Annotated in this window: 16 protein-coding genes; 6 read left to right on the top strand and 10 right to left on the bottom strand. The window is 47.1% G+C overall.

The window, feature by feature from the left end:
* Positions 1–52: 52 nt before the first annotated feature.
* From CA267_RS08985 to CA267_RS08950, 8 genes are all read right to left on the bottom strand, one after another.
* Positions 53–646 (bottom strand): YqaA family protein, encoded by a 594-nt coding sequence (locus CA267_RS08985; RefSeq protein ID WP_075607794.1) that lies wholly within the window; start codon positions 644–646, stop codon positions 53–55.
* A 9-nt stretch (positions 647–655) separates the two neighbouring features.
* Positions 656–1,948, bottom strand: a complete 1,293-nt coding sequence (locus tag CA267_RS08980) for a metal-dependent hydrolase family protein (protein WP_075607795.1) — start codon at positions 1,946–1,948, stop codon at positions 656–658.
* A 225-nt stretch (positions 1,949–2,173) separates the two neighbouring features.
* Positions 2,174–2,740, bottom strand: coding sequence for a DUF1285 domain-containing protein (locus CA267_RS08975; protein ID WP_075607796.1), 567 nt, complete (start codon positions 2,738–2,740; stop codon positions 2,174–2,176).
* Entirely contained in the window at positions 2,727–3,581 is an 855-nt protein-coding gene (locus CA267_RS08970; RefSeq protein ID WP_075607797.1) for a DUF3014 domain-containing protein, read from the bottom strand. Before CA267_RS08970 ends, CA267_RS08975 begins: the two co-directional genes overlap by 14 nt.
* A gap of 256 nt (positions 3,582–3,837) precedes the next feature.
* On the bottom strand, positions 3,838–5,154 hold the full coding sequence (locus CA267_RS08965) for an ABC1 kinase family protein (protein WP_075607798.1): 1,317 nt from the start codon (positions 5,152–5,154) through the stop codon (positions 3,838–3,840).
* A 42-nt stretch (positions 5,155–5,196) separates the two neighbouring features.
* Positions 5,197–5,469: a hypothetical protein gene (locus tag CA267_RS08960; RefSeq protein ID WP_075607799.1), complete on the bottom strand. Its 273-nt coding sequence runs from the start codon at positions 5,467–5,469 to the stop codon at positions 5,197–5,199.
* A gap of 80 nt (positions 5,470–5,549) precedes the next feature.
* Positions 5,550–6,035, bottom strand: a complete 486-nt coding sequence (locus CA267_RS08955; RefSeq protein ID WP_097349163.1) for a DUF6702 family protein — start codon at positions 6,033–6,035, stop codon at positions 5,550–5,552.
* Positions 6,036–6,069: 34 nt separating this feature from the next.
* Complete coding sequence (locus CA267_RS08950) at positions 6,070–8,535, bottom strand: M1 family metallopeptidase (protein WP_075607801.1); 2,466 nt, start codon at positions 8,533–8,535, stop codon at positions 6,070–6,072.
* A 258-nt stretch (positions 8,536–8,793) separates the two neighbouring features.
* On the opposite strand from CA267_RS08950, the gene proB reads away from it, so the two are divergent.
* The 6 genes from proB (at position 8,794) to CA267_RS08920 (ending at position 14,581) form a co-directional block, all read left to right on the top strand.
* Complete coding sequence (gene proB, locus CA267_RS08945; RefSeq protein WP_075607803.1) at positions 8,794–9,891, top strand: glutamate 5-kinase; 1,098 nt, start codon at positions 8,794–8,796, stop codon at positions 9,889–9,891.
* A 46-nt stretch (positions 9,892–9,937) separates the two neighbouring features.
* On the top strand, positions 9,938–11,188 hold the full coding sequence (locus CA267_RS08940) for a glutamate-5-semialdehyde dehydrogenase (RefSeq protein ID WP_075609921.1): 1,251 nt from the start codon (positions 9,938–9,940) through the stop codon (positions 11,186–11,188).
* Between the two features lie 117 nt (positions 11,189–11,305).
* Positions 11,306–11,743, top strand: a complete 438-nt coding sequence (locus CA267_RS08935) for an acyl-CoA thioesterase (RefSeq protein WP_075607804.1) — start codon at positions 11,306–11,308, stop codon at positions 11,741–11,743.
* The gene (locus CA267_RS08930; RefSeq protein ID WP_075607805.1) at positions 11,743–12,678 is read left to right on the top strand and encodes a D-2-hydroxyacid dehydrogenase; all 936 of its coding nucleotides are present in this window, start codon (positions 11,743–11,745) and stop codon (positions 12,676–12,678) included. Before CA267_RS08935 ends, CA267_RS08930 begins: the two co-directional genes overlap by 1 nt.
* A gap of 84 nt (positions 12,679–12,762) precedes the next feature.
* The gene (gene can / locus CA267_RS08925; RefSeq protein ID WP_075607806.1) at positions 12,763–13,347 is read left to right on the top strand and encodes a carbonate dehydratase; all 585 of its coding nucleotides are present in this window, start codon (positions 12,763–12,765) and stop codon (positions 13,345–13,347) included.
* 256 nt (positions 13,348–13,603) lie between these two features.
* Complete coding sequence (locus CA267_RS08920) at positions 13,604–14,581, top strand: family 43 glycosylhydrolase (protein ID WP_075607807.1); 978 nt, start codon at positions 13,604–13,606, stop codon at positions 14,579–14,581.
* Between the two features lie 100 nt (positions 14,582–14,681).
* Here the strand turns inward: CA267_RS08920 and CA267_RS08915 are convergent, their stop codons facing one another.
* Entirely contained in the window at positions 14,682–18,425 is a 3,744-nt protein-coding gene (locus CA267_RS08915) for a translocation/assembly module TamB domain-containing protein (protein WP_075607808.1), read from the bottom strand.
* A complete protein-coding gene (locus CA267_RS08910) occupies positions 18,422–20,197 on the bottom strand; it encodes an autotransporter assembly complex protein TamA (protein ID WP_232367619.1) in 1,776 nt (591 codons plus the stop codon). Before CA267_RS08910 ends, CA267_RS08915 begins: the two co-directional genes overlap by 4 nt.
* Positions 20,198–20,247 lie beyond the last annotated feature (50 nt).

Below are 20,247 nucleotides of genomic sequence, written 5' to 3'. Positions count from 1 at the left end.
CAAATGAGAATTATTATCAAATTAAATTAGTAAAGAGTTCTCTCAGCCATCTTCAGCCGCCGCTAAAAAGTGTCGATAACCACCACAGCAATAATACGGCCAGTGTAAGCGCTAAAATCGCCCAGCCTTTATAGCGTTTAATGAGCTCCTCAGCTTTATTTCCAGCCACATACACCACAAGAGCCAGACCAAAATAGCGGATGGAACGCGCAATTATAGTTGCCAATACAAATGAAAGAATAGAGTACTTTGTTGCACCTGCAGCAAGCATGGCAATTTGAAAAGGAATAGGAGCAATACCTAACGTCATAACAAACCAAAAACCCTGGTTTGTCATTTTTTGCTTCACCTGTTCAAACTGTTCGGGACTTGAAAAGGTTTGAATTACCCAATCCCCGATGGCATCAAATAAATAGTAACCTAGCGCATAGCCAAATAAGGCGCCAACAGCGCAACCAATGGTAGCCATCAGGGCTATCTGCCACAGTTTATCCCGGCGAGCCTGCATAAGCGGTACTAGCACAGCCTCAAGGGGAATAGGCACAATGGTGGATTCCAAAAAGGAAGCCAGCGTAATACTGGTCAGCATATGCTTGGACTTCACCAGCTTATGGGTTCTTTCTTTCAACCTTGACTGAAAAGACATAAAATTCCGCTATTGTTTAAATACGATGCCGTCTTTCATGACAAACACTACGTTTTCCATTACGTGAATATCCTGCAAAGGATTACCTTTAACCGCAATAACGTCAGCAAGTTTGCCAGTTTCCAACGTGCCGATGTCGGCGCTAATGTTCAAGAGTTTAGCAGAAGTCACTGTGGCGCTCTTTATGGCTTCTGCTGGCGGCATTCCGGCCTCTACCATTAATCCAAATTCTTGAGCATTATCACCGTGGGCCGAAACACCGCTGTCTGTACCAAAGGCTATTTTTACGCCAGCTTTATAAGCTTTACCAAAAGTGCTTTGGATAAGCGGTCCGATTGCTGCTGCCTTCGGGCGTACTAAGTCAGGAAAATACCCGTCTATTTTGGCTTTCTCTGCAACGAATTCGCCTGCCATAATCGTAGGAATGTAGAAAGTGCCATGTTCTTTCATCACTTCCATGAGCTCGTCTGTCATGTAGGTGCCATGTTCAACAGAGGTGACGCCTGCAATAATGGCACGCTTCATTCCTTCCTCGCCATGGGCATGTACTGCCACTGTCATTCCGTAATCGTTGGCGGTATCAACGATTGCTTTCAGTTCATCGTCCATAAACTGCGGGTTCTGACCACTTTTTGCTACGCTCAACACGCCACCTGTGGCGGTAACTTTAATGACATCGGCACCATCTTTATAACGTTGTCTCACCGCTTCCCTGGCTTGGGCAACACCATTTATTACTCCCTGTTCAGGGCCAACATCCGGACGAATATTCATTGCCATTCCGTTGCTGGGATCAGCATGTCCGCCGGTAGTAGCGATAGATTTTGCTGCCGTATAAATACGCGGGCCTATTGCGGTGCCGCGGCTGATGGCATTACGCAGGGCTACTGTTTCATTGTAGCTATCGCCAAGATTACGGACAGTGGTAAAGCCCGCCATTAATGTTTTCTTCGCATAGTAAGCTGCGTTCAAGGCATAGTCTGCTTCATTTAGAGTAAAGCGTTCGAGGTAAGTTTGAGGACCGCCGTTTTGAGAAGATAAATGCACGTGCATATCCATCAGACCGGGTAGCACTGTCGCATCTTTAAGATCTATTACTGAATCACCTTTTTGAGGCTTCACAAAACCTGACTCAATCCTTCCAATGCGGTTTCCATCTACAACGATAGTGATTTCGTCTTGTAAGGTTTCGGATGCGCCGGTAAACGCTTGTCCGGCATGAATGAGTGTAACGGCTAAGGTGGCGGTGGAAAACAATATTAAGCTGGTGGATAAAAGCAAAGCGGTTAAGGTTGTTCTCATTCTTTTATCTCTTATCATTATTAAAATACCTAAAATTTACTGTAGGTAATGGCTTGGGCAAAGTAAACAAATTTAACCGACTTATTCCCCTGAGCTCGGAATAGCGCGCACTCTCGGTATTGCTATCCAGCACGTTACTAAAAGTTTTCAAGTTCAGGTAACATTTAGTGAGTGGAACATAAGATTTCGAGGCTGCAACGAGAGCAAATAGTGCTTTATGAAACGCTAAACCGTCACCGCGCCAAGAGAGAAGAGGTATTGCCCGCTTTTCATTTCGAAAGACGTTTGCCCGTTCGCCATGGGCTTAGGATCGGCTAGCTCAATAAGTTGATAATACACGTTTTGATGCAGACGCCCCCATAAGTTGCGCCTTACCTTCACATAAGGGATAGGCGATGCGTCACTGGAGCGCAATGCCGCTGGGGGATCTCTTAACTCAAGAGGATTGTCCTGACTGACAGTAAATTCATCATCCATGTTGGTGACAAAAATAAGTGTGTCGTCGCTTTGACGCCAGCCAGTAATAATAAACGGTACATCTTCCACCTGCAGACCAACCTTTTCCACAGGGGTGACAAGAAAATAGCTACCCGCTTCCTTTTTCAAAACCGAAGCAAATAACTGTACCAGGGAATGTCGTCCAATCGGGGTGCCGTTGTAATGCCAGCTACCATCGAGTGCGATTCGCATATCCAAATCGCCGCAAAACGGTGGATCCCATTTTTCTACCGGGGGAAGAGCACGGCCATCTGCACCGCGCTCTATTTGCTGTTTAAATTTACTCAGATCCATCTGCTTGCAGCAAATCTTTAAGCTCTCTAAGTTTTGCCTTGATCCGACGCATGTTGTCTGGCCCTGTGCGGAGCAATTGCTTCTGTGGCCCGCTTAGGTTTTCAAGTTGCGGATCTGTGTACTTATAGGCAACGGAATCAGAATACACTTCTACCGGCACTGGCACTTCAGGAGTATTCAGTAACTGGTCAATAGCCTCAACCATCACTTCATTAAATGGCTTGTCCGGGTCGCCAATTTCAGCATATTTGGACTGAATTTGACCTTCATACTTGTTAAACAACCCGAGTAAGGCGTCATTTTCAAAAGACTCAAGCATTTCCACGTAAGGGGTATAGCGCTTGTAACTGGCTGCATCAATCCATTGTTTATCAGCTTGACTATAAACGCGGAAAGACTGCTCAGGAGCTTTAACCGGCTGCAGATTTCCAGCGACTTCTTCGTTCGCAACATTGGTTACGGAAACGACGAAGCGTTGCAGTAAGCCCTCGTTAATGAGTAACCGATTAACCTGCTCAGATTCGGAAATGTCATCAAGGGACGTTTTGATGGCTTCATCACTGGTATCCAGAGGCTCGGGATCCGTTTGTGGCGTTTGCGGCATTGGCTCAACTTCAGCATTCGGATCTATTTCTACCGGTTCTGGTGTGGGGGTAGGAGCGAAGGCCTCTGGCTCATTTGGCGCCATTGGTTCCTCTTCAATGACTGCAGAGTTATCCGGCTTAGTCACGTCTGGTTCGTCGCTTGTTGGCCATAGCAATACTGCAATTATGACTACAATCACCGCAACTATTATGACTATATGCGGCGCTATTGTGCGCTTTTCTGAATTTTCGCTCATAATGTCTCCACCATTTATAGATCCCTTGAATTATTATACTAACAGAGATGTTGCTGCAAGTTGGATAATGATTAGATAAATTTACCCATAACAATTCTCAACCTACTATTTTATAAAACATTTCTACCCAACAAAGCCGCAAAATGATCGGTTTATCCGATATTTATAAATTCATTGTGGCGCTTATCAACGCCTTTGTATCTTTATTTAACGGTCTGGCGATCCTCAAAGTTCACGACGTCTAAGTGGTTTTCAATTACGATAACCAAGGCGAAGCAATGTCTCTCATGTTTAGTCGCGTCCCTAGCCGCTTGGCCAACATATACAGTCCTCCTAGTTTACGATGAATAAATAGAGCGTCTGCCGGAGGGACATGCCAAAAATCGCTTTCTAAAGTCAGGGAGGTACCCATTTCATGAAGGCGCTGCATCAAATCGCTATTGCCGAAATCATAAGGTCCGCTTACCTGAATAGACTCGCAGGCAGCCATTCCCAAAGCTATCACTTTCTCCTGTTGTTCCAGAGTGTGAGTGTGGTTCATTAATCCAATAGTCAGTGCAGCTTCGCGCATCAAATCTTTGTCTTGATGTGCCGCGGCATTGAGTAATCGCTGGTATTGATTGGCTATGTTTGGACAAATCTCCCGGGTGGCACCAAAATCCAGTAAGGCTATACGATTAGTCTGCGAATGAAAGCGGTAATTGGCAAGGTTGGGATCAGACTGCAGTAATCGAAACTCAAATACTTCTCGAAAGAAAAGCTCCATGAGCGCACTCATCAAGGAATCTTTAACCACCTGCGGCGCGTCTGCCAATGTCTGAATATCTTCCCCGGGAAGAAAATCCATGGCCAGCACGACATCGGTCGAGCGTTCCTCAAACACCTGGGGGATAAGAAAATGCACGGATTCACCCAGATGTGCATGATAAGCAGCCAACATTTTAGCTTCACGCTGATAATCTGCTTCTTGATGGAGCTGCAGTTTCGCTTCTTGCAGAATTGGCGAAATATCCATAGTTGCGGGCATTACCCCGGCAAGGCGAATTAAGCTTGCTACATTATCCACATCACTGTCGATGCTGCTTTTTATACCGGGATACTGGACTTTAATCGCCAGTGTTCTTCCATCCTGAGTAATGGCTTTGTGAACTTGTCCAATGGAAGCGGCTGCGACGGGGGCAAAGGAAAAATAAAGAAGCTCTGCTTGCCATTCACTGCCCCATTCTTTATTCAGCACCGTCACCAACTGCTGTTTAGGCATGGGTTCGGCGTCATCTCTTAGCCGAGCAAGGATATCGGCAAGTTCCCTAGGTAAAAAATCGCCGTTATCCATGGAAATAAGCTGGCCGACTTTCATTGCTGCGCCACGCATGTTGGCTAACTGATCGGCAATACGTTTAATGTTACCAAGAGTTAAGACCAGTTCGCTAAGCTTCGGTCGTTGGCCTTTAAGCATTTTACCTGCGCCCTGAGAAACCACGTTTCCTGCGATTCGTCCCGCTAAAGAACCGAGTCCCCATACACGATTTAATCGGCCAGTGGGTATGGCTTTACCTGCTTTCTCTTTGGTCATGGTGGTATACAATACCCATTGTGAAAATAAACGAAGGCAGAATTAAAATAGCGCTGAAATAACTTGCAACACCATTCCTACTACGCTGCCAGCAGCAAAACCGATCCAGCCGTTTTTATCTAAATATCGGAAAAGGGCAGCGCCAAACAATCCGCACCACAACATGGCGCTATACACCGAAAGCGTATCGCCGCCTGTGCCACTGTAAGGTAAAAAGAGAAGCACGACAAAAGTCAGTGCCATTGCCCCGGAAAGGATTACCCAAAGAATATTTTTCTTATTTGCGAAGCTGTCTTGCGGATTACTGTCAGTCATAGAACCAGCCTGAGCTTAATTATGTTAACTGCATAATGAAGTACGGCAGGCTGGTGGGTCAATGAATGGTCTGTAAGACTTTAGTGGCTATGGCCTTCGAAGGAGACTTCCAGCAAGGTGGCGCTATCCTGAAATGTCAGAGTTTGTACGGGGCCGTTACCTTCCACATTGAGCGTATTTATTTGGGAAGGCCAAATATCCCGCAGAGCATCGTGACGAATTTCCAGCCCTTCAAGCTGTGGGGGTTGCGCGGTTTCCTGATAAACCCAAAAGAATTTTCCTTCTGTTTCAAAGCCCACAATGGAAAGCGGGAGTTCCTGTCCGTCTGCGTCTAGCAATGCAAACCGGTGAGTAACGTACTCGGCGAAGGCTTTTTGGGTATCTTTGTCATCAAGAATATCGGCATTTTTATCAAATAAAACTTTTACTGCATGTTCAGAGTCATGCAAATTAAACCGATGCATTACTTCAATATTCGCAGTATGCGGATTGAACAACACAGTGGTAATGGCAGATTTTATCTGATGTGCCGAAACGCTGGAGCAGAAAGCTATCAGCAGGACCATCAGGCCCTGCTGAAAGAGAGAAAAACGGCGCGACTTAGTTGTCATCGCCTTCCTCTGAGTCACCGGTTTTTAGTTCCGTCGTGCTGTCGTGCATCAAATCCATCGAAGTACGACTTGTGCTCTTCTTAGACTTGTACGCTTCAATGCGCGAAGGAATGATACGACGAGGATAATAGTTATTTTCTACATCCACATCGGCTGTTTCCCAACGCGGATCTACAGCCACGCTAACCAGTTCTTTTTCTTTGTCGGTAACAATAAGCTTGCTGACCGCTTTAGGCGTGCGTCGCCAGATTTCTGCAGGAATACGCATGGTTTCTTTAGTGCCGTCAGCATATTCCATTTCCAGCAGGATTGGCATAACCAGCCCACCCAGATTAGAAAACTCCATTACATAGTAATTTTTGTCTTCACGTACAGCACGCTCAAACGTTTCACGTTCCCACGGCTCCAGCTTTTTAAGAAAATCGCGATAGGTATTGCGATCTTTGTTGGTAGCGGTGTATTGATCGTTATCGTCGTAGTAATCGCGAATATCTTCAAATTTCTCAACCCAAAGCTTTCTGCCTTCGCCTTTATTGCGCTCAACAGTAAGTGACAATGGTTTTTCCAGCTCAGATTCGCGCTGACGGTTTAAATCGATATCAGGATCTTTAGTATCAAGGCGAAGCTTGTAAACGCGGTCTAAAGAAATATCAACATGATCGGTAGTATAGAACCAGCCACGCCAGAACCAATCAAGATCTACACCTGATGCTTCTTCCATGGTACGGAAAAAATCTGCTGGTGTAGGACGCTTGAACATCCAGCGAGTAGCGTATTCTTTAAAGGCAAAGTCAAATAATTCACGGCCAAGGATAGTTTCACGTAGAATATTTAATGCCACAGCAGGTTTGGTGTAAGCATTAGGACCAAGATGCAATACAGAGTCTGATTGCGTCATAACCGGAACCTGAGACGATGACTTCATGTAACCGGTAATATCTCTTGGCTCCACACCCCATGGAATATTGGGATCCCACTCGCGTCCGGCAACGCCGTCGAGGAAGCTGTTTAAACCTTCGTCCATCCAGGTCCACTGACGTTCGTCAGAATTTACTGTCATCGGAAAATAGTTATGACCAATTTCGTGGATCACCACACCGATTAAGAAACGCTTTTCAGACAGCGAATAGGTGCGAGAACCGTCATCCTGTAATTCAGTACGCGGGCCATTGAAGGTGATCATGGGATATTCCATACCACCTACCGGCCCATTCACCGACTGCGCAACAGGATAAGGATAATCAAAGGCAAAGCGCGAATAGACTTCCAAGGTGTGAATTACCGCCTCGGTAGAATATTTCTTCCATAAGTCACCGCCTTCTTTAGGATAAAAAGACATTGCCATGACAAATGGCTGGTCGTTTCCGCCTTGGTCATATCCTTTGGCATCCCACATGAACTTACGAGAAGATGCCCAAGCGAAATCGCGCACATTGTCGGCTTTAAAACGCCAGGTTTTGGTTTTACTGGTACCAGCCTTTTCGTTTTCAAGCGCTTCATCTGCTGTAACGATAAATACTGTGCGGTCAGATTTCTTCGCTTTTTCAAGACGATCCTGTTGCTCTTTTGACAGTACATCGTTAGGGTTTTGCAGCGTTCCTGTGGAGGAAACAATGTGATCTGCTGGAACGGTAAGGCTCACATCATAGTTACCAAATTCAAGGGTAAACTCGCCTCGGCCAATGAACTCTTTGTTTGTCCAGGCTTCGTAATCTGTGTAAGCGGCCAGGCGTGGAAACCATTGCGCCAGTAAGAAAATATCGTTTCCGCCTTCGCGCTCATCGTCGGCAAAATGCTCATAACCTGAACGCGCAGAAACGGCATCTTCTTCAACAATGTTAAAGCCAAAATTGATATCAAACTTGGTAGATGTGCCCGGTTTTAAAGGCGTCGCCAAATCCACCCGCATCAACGTGCCTACAACGGTATAATGTAGCTCGCTGCCACCTTTTTGGGCCACTTTCTTTATCTGGTATCCAAGCTCATTATCTTCAACAAACTGTTCCCGGCGCAGCGCATCCAAACTCAGTTGAGCAGGCTCGCCTTCGCTGGCAGACTTTGTCGCCGGACCTCGGTTGCCAATGCCACCAAAGGTGGTAGTCAGCGCTGACATGGAATCGTCGCGGAATTTGTTCTGATCCAGCTGTATCCAAAGATATTTCAGCGTATCAGGAGAATTATTGTGGTAGGTGATGGTCTCGGTTGCATCAATTCGACGCTTTTCTTCATCAAGCTTGGCTTTAATGACGTAATCGACCTGTTGCTGCCAATAGTTATGACCAGGTTCACCCGCCGCATTTCGATACACGTTCGGTGTAGGAAGGGCTTCATCAAGTTGCCGGAACTTATCTTCAAAGTCGCCTTTTGTTTGTTTTATCGCTGCGTTGGCGGTGGGTAGCATTAACACCGTTAAAACGGGAGCTAACCAGAACAGACGGTTATTGCGTTTACTCATGCAGGTTCCTTACTACTGGGTAAAGGGGGCGTAAACCAGACATTTTATAGGTAAAAAGTAAAGATATGCCAGTTTTTAACCGTAATAAGAGCGGATTTCACCGCAAACCAATCTGGACAGCTGGGCAGTAACCGAACCTTGTGAGGCGTTCCTCCCGGTTCTGAAATTAAAATAAAAAGCGGAAGTCTCTGATTTCTCTGTTTGTTTTTTGTTCGGTTTGACGTATGATTTTGTTCTCCTAGATAAACGCTCATCCCGATGAACAACTTCTCCTGGCAACGCGCTGTAATAAAAGTAGGCAGTGCGTTAATTGCTCCTGAAGGTAACCAGTGCAGTGCACGCTACCTGCTTCCTATTGCTCGTTTTATTACTGCCAGTCGCGAGGCCGGCAAAGAAATTATTGTGGTGTCTTCTGGTAGCGTGGCCGCTGGGCGCAGCAAAATTCCTATTCATCATCCGGCGTCCATTGCTGAAAAGCAGGCAATGGCGGCCATCGGACAAACACAGATGATGGCTAACTGGCAGCGCTTTTTCGATTTTCCCTGTGCGCAGGTGCTACTTACCGCCGACGATCTTCATGATCGTACGCGCTACGTCAATATCAAAAACACGCTAAGGGAACTGCTGCTTCATCAGGCGCTTCCCATTGTAAATGAAAATGACACCGTGGCAGTTAACGAGCTCAAAGTGGGGGATAACGATAATCTGGGTGCCTATACCGCGCTGGTGGCCCATGCCGATACGCTGATTATTTGCTCTGATATCGATGGACTCTATACCGCCGATCCTCGTAAACATTCAGATGCTACACTTATTCCCAAAGTGAGTGAAATTACTCCTGCTATTTACGGGCTGGCCGGGGGCGCAGGCACCGCAATGGGAACCGGCGGTATGCGTACCAAAATTGAAGCAGCGGATAAGTGCACCAAAAGCGGTATTCAAACGTTGATAGTAAATGGGCGTAACGGTCAGGTTTTTGATGCACTCGCTGAAGGTCGCAGTGTCGGCACGTTATTTACTGCCACTCAATCGAGCAAGCGAGCGCGTCGTCTCTGGCTTGCGCACACACTAAAAACGCGGGGGATAATCAATGTTGATGCTGGTGCGAAACAGGCCATAGTGGATCGGGGAGCATCACTACTTCCTTCTGGTATTGTCACGGTCAGCGGCGGCTTTTCAGCAGGCGATGCAGTGGAGGTTCGCTGCAACAATATTCCGGTGGCAAAGGGCCTTGCTCTGTACGACGAGAAAGATCTAGTACAGATAAAAGGGCTAAAGAGTCACCAGATTGGTGAAACCTTAGGCTATGATAGTGGAGAGGTAGTCATTCATCGCGATGATTTGGTACTGTTATAGAGTAGCAATTATTTCGCAAAATTTTTTACTAACCCACGGAGATGATATGAGTTTCTCCATTCAGCAATCCGCAAAAGCGGCTAAAAGTGCCGCTCGTCAGGTAGCCAAACTCAACGCGGAACAGAAAAAAGACGTGCTGATGGCGGTCAGCAAACATCTGGTTTCACAAACCCAAAATATTCTTTCAGCAAATGCTTTAGATTTAGAGAATGCCAGCGAAAGAGGGTTGGATGAAGCCATGGTTGATCGGCTGACTCTGAACACTGAGAGGGTAATGAATATTGCCAAAGCCGTAGCCGACATCGCCAATCAACCGGATCCGGTAGGCAAAATTTCAGCTATGCAAACTATGCCCAGCGGTATTCAGGTTGGAAAAATGCGCATCCCGCTCGGCGTTATTGCAATGATTTATGAATCCCGTCCGAATGTAACAGTGGATGCGGCGGCATTATGTTTTAAAGCCGGGAATGCAGTCATTCTTCGTGGAGGCAAAGAAGCGCTACATTCCAATCTTGCGCTTGCCGGTTGCATTCACCATGTTCTGAAACAATTTGGTCTGGATAAAGCTGCTGTCACCGTAGTCCCCGATCCTGATCGCGCAATTCTCACCACATTACTCACCTTAAAAGACGATATAGACTTAGTTATTCCACGCGGCGGTGAAGGGTTGATTAAGTACGTGTCTGAACAAAGTCAGATTCCGGTTATCCAGCATTACAAAGGCATTTGTCATTTATATCTGGATCAGCACGCTGATGCCGATAAGGCCATTACTATTCTTGAAAACGGTAAAACCCAGCGGGTAGGCGTGTGTAACGCGCTGGAAACTTGTCTGGTACACGCTGCTACTGCCGACACTCTGTTACCGCGAATTGCAGAAATGTTTGCTCGTCATAACGTGCTGGTTCACGCATGTGAACGCGCCTTGCCCTTTTTTAAAGATGGCATCCAAGCCACGGCTCTCGATTGGCAAACGGAATATCTGGCGCTGGAAATAGCGGTAAAAGTCGTGGATAGCTATGATGCAGCTGTAGATCACATTGTGCAATATGGCTCTGGTCACACCGAGGTTATTGTGACCGAAGATTATCAAACGGCCCATCGCTTCGTGCGAGACATCGATTCTGCCGTAGTAATGGTTAATGCGTCCTCCCGTTTCTCCGATGGCGGCGAATTAGGATTGGGAGCAGAAATTGGTATCTCTACCAGCAAGCTCCATGCTTACGGCCCCATGGGTGCGGAATCACTGACAACGGAGAAGTTTGTGGTTATGGGCAATGGAGAAGTTCGCAACTAAGCCGCGGTCGCTATCTCAAGATGCAGCGATTTTATGCGTAGCGGCGCCTAAAGGGGCCGTTATCGCTACCGGTTGACATAGACCAACAGCATTATCTTCATATCATAAGGACAAAAAGTGACAGATTTTTCACCGTCTTTGACCGATTATCCCTATCACCTGGAGATCACCACCCGTTGGCAAGATAACGATGCCTACGGGCACATCAATAACGTGGTGTACTACGGTTTCTTTGATACGACCGTTAACCGGTTTTTGACTGATCGCCTGGAGGCAAAGATACGTAATGCGCAAGTCGCTGCATATGTTGTCAGTTCCCAGTGCCAGTACATTGCGCCTGCTGCCTATCCAGAAATGATTTATGTCGGATTGCGCGTGATAAAAATAGGGCGCAGTTCGGTGACCTACGGGCTTTCTGTCTACGCCGGAGAAACCCAGCGCCGGGTCGCACACGGCCAGTTTGTCCACGTTTTCGTTGATCGTCACACGGATCGCGCGGTCGCGATACCTTCCATCGTACGAGAAGCCTTAACCGATATTATGGAGACTTTTTGATGCACGCTGTTCTTCTTGATGCTGACACGCTTAACCCTGATGAACTGGATATGTCAGGCCTTTATAATCTGCCTCTTCAATGGTCTGTGTTCGGAGCGACAGCGCCTGCGGAAGTGGCGGCACGAATTGCCGATGCCAGTGTTATTCTAACTAATAAAGTTGTGTTAAATGCTGAGACATTAAAAGCTCATGCACCACATTGCCGCTATATCGGAGTACTGGCTACCGGCATGAATAATATTGACGTAGAGTACTGCAAGCACACCAATATTAAAGTGGCGAATATTGAAGGGTACGGCACTGACGCTGTCGCGCAGCACTGCCTGATGTTGCTGCTAAATCTGGCAACGTCTTTTTCTCAATATTCTGATGACGTACGCCAGGGGAAGTGGGAGAAGTCTCCACATTTTTGTTTGTTGGGGCATCCTGTGATGGAAGTGGCCGGCAAGCATCTGGTGATTGTAGGGTATGGAGAGCTGGGTAAGCGCTTTGCTGCGCTGGCAAAGGCGCTGGGTATGAAAGTGTCTGTTGCTGCACGGCCAGGGGAACCTGACGATCCGCGACCATCTTTAGATAGTTTGTTGCCTGAAGCCGATGTTGTGAGCTTACATTGTGTATTGTCCGAGCAGACATTTCACTTAATGAACGCGCAACGCTTTAGCAAGATGAAAAGAGGCGCTTTTATCATTAATACTGCTCGCGGCGACCTCATTGACGAAACAGCGCTACTCGCCGCGCTTAGAAGCGGCCAACTCGGCGGTGCAGGATTGGATGTACTGTCTACGGAACCGCCTGATGCTAACCATCCGCTGCTACATTCAGGTCTCGCTAATTTGATTGTTACGCCCCACAGTGCCTGGTTAGCAAAGGAAGCGCGACAGCGTCTTGTTAATATCGCCGTTGATCATCTGCAGCGCTTTCTGAGTGACTTATAACAGACGAAAGTCAGCCGAGTTTCACTTGTACGTTAGCGCCGGTCACACTACGATAAAGATAATTCGTCTCTCAGGTTCAATGCTATGAAAAAAGAAATAAAACGCCTTCTCGATAATAACGAACAGTGGGCCGCAAGAACATCTAAAGCCGATCCCACTTTTTTTGATACGCTGTCAAAGCAGCAAGCGCCCCAATACCTATGGATAGGGTGCTCAGATAGTCGCGTGCCTGCCAATCAGATTGTTGATTTATTACCCGGTGACATATTTGTTCATCGCAACGTAGCTAATATGGTGATACACACCGACCTTAACTGCTTATCGGTTCTGCAATATGCGGTGGATGTGCTGAAAGTGAAGCATGTGATTGTGTGTGGCCACTATGGTTGCGGAGGTATTGAAGCGGCTATGGGCGAAGAGCGTTTTGGTTTAATCGACAATTGGCTGGGTCATATTAAAGATATTTATGCCAAGCATCGGGACGAGGTCACGGCTTTGCCAGAGCACGAACGTTCCGCAAGACTCTGCGAACTCAATGTGCGTGAACAGGCAGAAAATGTGAAACGAACGTCCATTGTTAAAGATGCTTTGGCACGGGGACAAAAACTCATGATCCACAGCTGGATTTATAGCCTCAAGAATGGCCGCATTACAGATTTAACTTCTTAGATTTTATTAGCCTGTGCCGTAAGAAGAAAACGGCGAAAATTAACGGGCTCTGGCGCACAAAATTTGGCTATACAATGCTAATTCTTCCTTAGTTGACGCTAAGTCATTTCATAGCAAAGACAGAGTGGCTGGTTTACGGGCAAAACACCAATAAACGTAAGCGAAAAACCAGTTCCTGCGTCGGGATACCGGTGGCACGGTATTACTTTTTCACCTAATCTCTTTTCTATCCTACAGTTAAAGTGAGAATAAAATAATGGTGAATACGTCAGTAAGACGCTTATCTCTCGTACTGGGATTACTCTGCGCCAATTGCTACGCTCAGAATCCGCTGGATTTTGGCAGTAATATTAAGACTGCCGATCCGTCCGCGCATGTCTGGCAGGACGGAAAAATGTATCTCTATACTTCCCATGATGAAGAATGCCAGGATGATTTCTACATGAAGAACTGGCACGTGTTTTCATCAGAAGATTTGGTGAATTGGAAAGATCATGGTGCGGTGTTATCGGTTGACGATCTTGCCTGGGCAGATAACTTTGCATGGGCACCAGACGCCGCATACAAAAATGGTAAATATTACCTGGTTTTTCCGGCAGGCACTGGAATGAAAGACCGCCAGAATCCGAAAAACAGCACCAAGTGGATGGGAATTGGTATAGCTGTCAGTGATTCGCCTACTGGTCCGTTTAAAGATGTGATTGGTAAGCCTTTATGGCGCGAACCTTACGCCAACGATCCCAGCCTGTTTATTGACGACGATGGTACAGCGTATTTATATTTTCACGGCTCAGGCAAAGATTTTCACGTAGCCAGGATGGCAGATGATATGCGCAGCGTTGAAGGCGATTTAATGGAAATGGATATGGGCGGGTATGAGCCCAAAATGGAAGGGCCGTGGGTGTTTAAACGAGAAGAAAAATATTACTTCACAATGCCGGAAAATAATCGCGAACTTGCGTATTACATGGCTGACTCACCTACCGGACCTTGGACATACAAAGGGGTTTTTATGGAACAGGAAAACCAAAGCAATAATCACCATTCCATCGTCGAATATAAAGGCCAGTGGTTATTGTTCTACCACCGTTGGCTTAAAGATGCCGCTGATTCATGCCCTACGCCACAACGTAAAGTGGCGGCAGAATATCTACAGTTCAATAGCGACGGCACTATTAAAGAGGTAGAGCGCACCAAAGCTGGAGTAAGCGATTTTTCTGACCGCATAAAATAAGCTGAATCTACATTATCTGGCGTCTCTGGATAACGCCGATTTTGTACTTATCATCCTTCTGGATTAGACGCCTAAAAAGTGAGCCTCCTCGCTCGACAGCTTATGGTTCTTGTGCGGCGGCTTCGCTCTCATCATTTTCATCTCTGTCTTTTTTGATAACAGGCGTACTTTCCCCTACAAAAAACTCATAGTATAGGTCCACAGCAAATTCAGTTTGTTCTTCAATGGTCGTTTGTACAGCTTCGACGAAAAGCTTGGGAAGTAAGCGATAGCGTAACGCTAAATCTGGCGCTTCCTGGCGGCGACGAAGATTTTGAGTAGTCTGATCATTACTGTTTAAGCCGACGTCTACGTTATACTGCAGGGTTAACCGATCATTTAGCCGGCCACTCAAAGAAAGCTTGGTGTCGCCACCACTGGGGCTAGAGGTGGTACCTACGCTGAAATCTTCAATTCCCAGCGCGCTTCCAACTTTCCCTTGCAACTTTTCAGTATTGGACAAACCAAAGCCCAGTAGCAAGGCGTTATAGTTAGGCTCTGAAGAACCGGCTCCCGGGCCGCGGCCGTTCAACAAATAGGCCAGACTGGCGCTTTGGTTCATGGCTGGCTCAGAAAAAAGATTAACATTCGGACTATCAGCAGGGCCATCGACACGGATCCCCGCCACTACGCCATCTTCCGTTTTGTCCGGGTCGCGTATGGCTTCTACCAGCAATAAGGGCTGGTCAAGCGGGCCGTTGAACTGCACCTCGCCGGTCTGAATAATGAGATCCTGTCCGTACGCCTGGAAGCGACCATCCAGAATCTGTAAATCTCCATATGCTACCAGTGAAGGATGAGAATTGACCTGAATGCCTCCGTGCAGATTGGCGGTCAAGCCAAAGGCTTCAATTTTGACTTCACCGGCTTTTTCTTTGTCAATGTTTACCATGATGTTGGCGTTAACGACATCCAGCGGCTCTTGTTTAGGCGGCTCACCGCGCAAATACACATCCTCGGACGGTGAGACGGCGTTCTCCGGAAGCTCCTCAATTACCACCCGCGCCCACGGAATATCGACTTTCCCCGTCACTTCTACATTCCCCGGTGCAGCGTTTACAGTAAGGTTGGGCGATAGCCGCATACGGATGTCTCGCTGGCGTACCTCAAATTGCTTACCTTTAAGTTTTAAGTTTGCCAGTAACTCATTGCTCCAGTCGACGTTGCCCGTCAAAGTTCCTTCCCCGCCCCCTAACAGAAATTTGCCGTCGAAAGTGGCTTTCTCACCATTTAAGGCTATGTCTTGCTGCCACTGGCTAATACTCACCGGCATGTCTTTAATATCTACTGCGCCATTTTGCAGCTGAACACTGCCTTGAAGCACGGGTTCAGTGATTGAGCCCGTTATGCCGATGTTTCCGTTTAATTCGCCTCCCAAGTCACGAATGGCAGGAGAAACTGGCTTTAACGGCGCTAATCTTATGTCAGTGAGTTGAATGTTTCCCTCAAGCGGTTGTTGATCTCCGGTAGATTGAGTTTGAACATCAACATCGATACTGCCCATTTCTTCGCTGGTAAGGTGAGCCTGGGCCTTTAACACATCATCTTTAAACGTTCCTGTTGCTGTCATTTCGGAAAGGTTCAATGCGACCTGCTGATTGTTGCCAAGCTTCCATACAGCAGGAGTAACCTGTAACGTAAAATTAGCCTGGATAGGCGTGTCGGGCCCTAATTTACCGTGTGTGGTAATGGTTAATGTAGAATCTGGTGCTCCCGGAATAATAGTGGGTGCGAGCTCATGGGCCCATAAACCAATCGGCAACGCATTCGCTTTTATCAGCCAACGGGCCTGATCATCTTTATAAAGCAGATCATCCATGCACAGCTCCCCTTCGTTACGGGATTGCCAACAATGCTCAGTAAGTTTCATGCTAAAAGGCTCAGGACGCACAGCCACATCAAAGGGGGCTTCCAACTGCCAACGGGTGGTTAGCAATTCAAGCTGGCTGCTTTCGATATTGCCTTTCCAGCGTTGATCCTGCCAACTGCCAGACAATGCTAACTGAGCCTTGTGCTCCGGAAGGTTTAAATCCACGGTGACGTGATGGTTGGTAAGTTTACCATTGACCGCGATATCTCCATTCAACAGCCCTTGCTGCGACATAAATTCATTCACTGTTGGTGACACTTGAACATCAGCCAACGTAATAGTGCCATCAGCCTGAGGATCCTGCCATTCGCCAAGCGTTTCAATTTTTCCGGTGATACTGCCGCTAAGGCCGGGATACAGCGTTTGGACGTCCTTCAAATCAACAATAATACTGGCATCAAGATAGCGTTCTTTAAATAGCTGCCCGGCAACGACAAGACGGTTCTGCTCTTGCTCTAATGAAAGCGTGCCGACCAGTAAATCACTGGGAACCGAATACGCCAATGAACCTTCAAAGTGCAATGGCCATTCGCCTTGCTTACCTTCAATATTCAAACCGGTGAGGCTTACCTCAGGACCATTTTCCGTCATTCGCATAAGGCTGGTAAATTCTCCGTTAAGATCCGCAGGACCTCCTGCAACCAGGCTTTGGGTGGTAATATTTTTTAGTGTTGTTTTACCCGACCAACTTAGGTTCTCATTAAGATACAAGGTACCGGTACTGGTGATTTCTCCATCAAGAATACTGACATCCGCCTCGTTCACGGTAATATGCTGACGATTAAGGGTGGCATCTGCGGTAAATGGAATGTCGCCAATTTCTGGAAGATTAACACCACTTTCTGCGTTTAGCTGATATTGACCCATGATGCCTTCCAGGGTTAGTGAGCCGGCGAAAAGTGCGCTGTTTTCAACCGCTGGCAAAGGTTGCCGGGGCCAGGTTGCTGTGACGTTGAGTGGTAATGTGTCGGACAGGATATTTGCATTTACCGACAATTTCGCTTCATAGGCGCCCTGCGCAGTCATCTGTAAATCAAGTCGTTCCAGAGAGCCAGAGGCATCCAGCTGGATATTCTCAGTTTGCGTGTCGTTGAGCTTTATCTGCGCACGCGTTGACAGCGACAATGGGTAGTTGCCGCTTAAATCAATATTAGCAGACGCGTCTACGGTAGCGAGATCGTGTTCAACATGCAGCTCTTCCGCCTTAAGTTGCGTATCTTTAAAAGCTAATTCTGCAAACCTGGCCACCGGGATATGCTGTGTGCTTTCTCCCTGCACAATTTTGCCGTTGTATAACGCGAACTCTGTAATGGAAACAGGAATGGGTAACGCAACGGTAGGAAGCGCAGGTGCGGTATATTCCATAACAAAGGAAGCGGACGCGGGGGCAGCGGGTTCATCATCGCCCGCAAGGGTCACCGTGAGGTTTTTCAATAGCGGTGACTGCAGTATTATCGTATCGCTGGCGCTAGCTTTAGCGGTAAATTCCCCCAGTATAACTTGCTGACCTGGCAGAGTGACCGAAGTAGAAGTGAAAGTGATGTCATTTACCACAACATCAACAGGCATAGTGAACGGCTCGTCCGTCTCTTCTTCGGTAGTGTCTTCAGCCGGTGGCTTGATTTGGGTTACCGCAAGTTTGTCAACGGCGAGCTTGTCTATACAAACTTTTGGCGTCATCAGGCAGCCGAGCACGATATTTATGGTCGCCTGACCGACTTCAATCCGCCAATTTTCGTTTTCCCAGCTAACGCCGCTTACCGAGAAATCACTAAGAATTGTGCCCTCAACGTCTGCAATTGTAAGATTAGGAACGAAGGACTGGGCCGCGTAGCGGATAACCGGGGCCCCGAGCGGACTGATTATTAGCCCCGCAATCATCACAACAGCGAGAATAGGAGACAGGATCCATAGGGTAATATAGCGCTTTTTCATATCTCTGGCCCCAGGATAAAGTGCAGTCGCCAGCTGTTTTCATACTCGGAAAAGCCTCGGGCCCCGTACACTCGCACAGGCCCAATCGGGGAAAGCCAATGAAAACCGGTACCAAAACTGTACGCGGGGTCGGTATCAAAATCGTTGGTAGCGGTACCTACGTCAGTAAAAAGAGCGACCCGCCACGCATCCGCAACCCTATAGGCATATTCAGCGCTTGCTGTAGCCAGGTATTTACCGCCGATAGGTTCTTCATCTTCGGTGAGCTCTCCGGTTTCCGGGTCGAAAACTTGCTCACGAGGAGAAATATCCCGATATGCAAATCCGCGAATACTTTGATCCCCTCCAGCAAAAAAGCGAAGAGATGTCGGCACGCGAGAAAAATCGCTGGTCTCTATGGCTCCCGCTTCGGCGCGTAATGTAACGCGATGCTTATCAAATGTGCGTATTACTAATCCTTCAACTACACTTTTTATTATATCTATGTCCGAACCATAACCTTCTCTTCCCAACTGCGCAAATGCCTGCAAAAAGGTGCCGGTATTAATGTTCAGCGCATCATCCTTTTGCACATATTTAACAGCGTAACCCGGCATAACAAGCTGTGTTGTCTGATACGCCTCAATCCCTTGTGCATATTTTTCCCGCAAATAGGTGACTGAACCGTCCTGCTGCCAGGGGGAGTTATATTTTTGCCAGTACCGGTGAGCGGCTATCGTCAAGGTTTCACTGTCGGTATTAGAATTGGTATATTCGATAAACTGATACCCTGCCTCAATACTGATGTAATCATTGGTGATATCACGTTGCGGAATCCGGTAGTCCACGGTAAGTGATTGTTCTGGTTCTGATAAAAAAAGCTCCGAGGTCACAGAGTGGCCGCGGGAGTTCACCCATGGACGTTCCCATTTAAACCGCAGTCGAGGGCCCGTATCTGTTGCAGCACCAACACCCACGTTAAATGTGTCTCTTGGCTTATGCACAATGGTAATTTCAATGGGTACATTTAGTCCTTCTGCCTCACTCACCACCGGACGGGCAATGACACGAGAAAAATAGCCGGATTGATTGAGCATGCGGTTAAACTCTGTCAGCTTGCTCGATGAATAAGCTTCGCCCTCTTCAAAAGGACGCAAACGCTCAATAATTGCTTTTGCCCGTTCTTCCCCGGAAATGGTGATTTTGCCAAAGTTGTACCGAGGGCCGCTTTGAGCAATTAGCAGTACATTGGCTTCGCGATCTTCACGTACTAAATCAAGGCGGGTGGCTTGCCATGAAAAATCGAAATAACCGTGGGAAAGAGCGTAGTTGAACATGGAAGACTTAAAGCTTTCGTATACCGGTTGACGGAGGATGTCACCGGGCTTTAGCGAAAAAGCATTAAATTTTTCGCGAAAGTCTTTGTCTTCCCGCCCAGCGCCGATGATTTCGCGGTTAACATTTGCGATTTTTAGCGGCACCCCAACATCCACATGAAGAATAACGTTCTCTCCTTCACCTTTTTCTATCGTGGTACTGCTATTGTAGTAACCAAAGGGCTCAACCGCAGTGGCAACAGTGTTGCCCACCTCTTCCTGCCAGAAAGGATCTGACAGCAGCGTGCTCTCTACATCTAAATTATTCAAATGAAGACGTATATTATCTTTCAAGGTCCCGTCATCAACGCCTTTAACCGTAAAATCTACTGCAACAGTAGTAAATGAGATTAACGGTGTAAGCAGGAGTATCAGCCCCGAAAACAAAAACCGGATCTTTGAAAGCCTTTTAAACACTGTTGAACCTTTGAACAACTAAAATAATCCTTTGGATATGAGGCGATTAA

Origin of the sequence: Alteromonas pelagimontana (assembly GCF_002499975.2) — a bacterium.
In the GTDB taxonomy this organism is placed as follows: Bacteria; Pseudomonadota; Gammaproteobacteria; order Enterobacterales; family Alteromonadaceae; genus Alteromonas; species Alteromonas pelagimontana.
The sequence above is the reverse complement of the archived record's forward strand: the minus strand, read 5'-3'. Positions and strand labels throughout refer to the sequence as shown.

Coding starts and splice junctions, on each gene's coding strand:
- can (WP_075607806.1), top strand. CDS start 12,763: ATGAAAAAAGAAATAAAACGCCTTCTCGATAATAACGAACAGTGGGCC.
- CA267_RS08940 (WP_075609921.1), top strand. CDS start 9,938: ATGAGTTTCTCCATTCAGCAATCCGCAAAAGCGGCTAAAAGTGCCGCT.
- CA267_RS08950 (WP_075607801.1), bottom strand. CDS start 8,535: ATGAGTAAACGCAATAACCGTCTGTTCTGGTTAGCTCCCGTTTTAACG.
- CA267_RS08980 (WP_075607795.1), bottom strand. CDS start 1,948: ATGAGAACAACCTTAACCGCTTTGCTTTTATCCACCAGCTTAATATTG.
- CA267_RS08960 (WP_075607799.1), bottom strand. CDS start 5,469: ATGACTGACAGTAATCCGCAAGACAGCTTCGCAAATAAGAAAAATATT.
- CA267_RS08930 (WP_075607805.1), top strand. CDS start 11,743: ATGCACGCTGTTCTTCTTGATGCTGACACGCTTAACCCTGATGAACTG.
- CA267_RS08920 (WP_075607807.1), top strand. CDS start 13,604: ATGGTGAATACGTCAGTAAGACGCTTATCTCTCGTACTGGGATTACTC.
- CA267_RS08965 (WP_075607798.1), bottom strand. CDS start 5,154: ATGACCAAAGAGAAAGCAGGTAAAGCCATACCCACTGGCCGATTAAAT.
- CA267_RS08985 (WP_075607794.1), bottom strand. CDS start 646: ATGTCTTTTCAGTCAAGGTTGAAAGAAAGAACCCATAAGCTGGTGAAG.
- proB (WP_075607803.1), top strand. CDS start 8,794: ATGAACAACTTCTCCTGGCAACGCGCTGTAATAAAAGTAGGCAGTGCG.
- CA267_RS08970 (WP_075607797.1), bottom strand. CDS start 3,581: ATGAGCGAAAATTCAGAAAAGCGCACAATAGCGCCGCATATAGTCATA.
- CA267_RS08915 (WP_075607808.1), bottom strand. CDS start 18,425: ATGAAAAAGCGCTATATTACCCTATGGATCCTGTCTCCTATTCTCGCT.
- CA267_RS08975 (WP_075607796.1), bottom strand. CDS start 2,740: ATGGATCTGAGTAAATTTAAACAGCAAATAGAGCGCGGTGCAGATGGC.
- CA267_RS08955 (WP_097349163.1), bottom strand. CDS start 6,035: ATGGTCCTGCTGATAGCTTTCTGCTCCAGCGTTTCGGCACATCAGATA.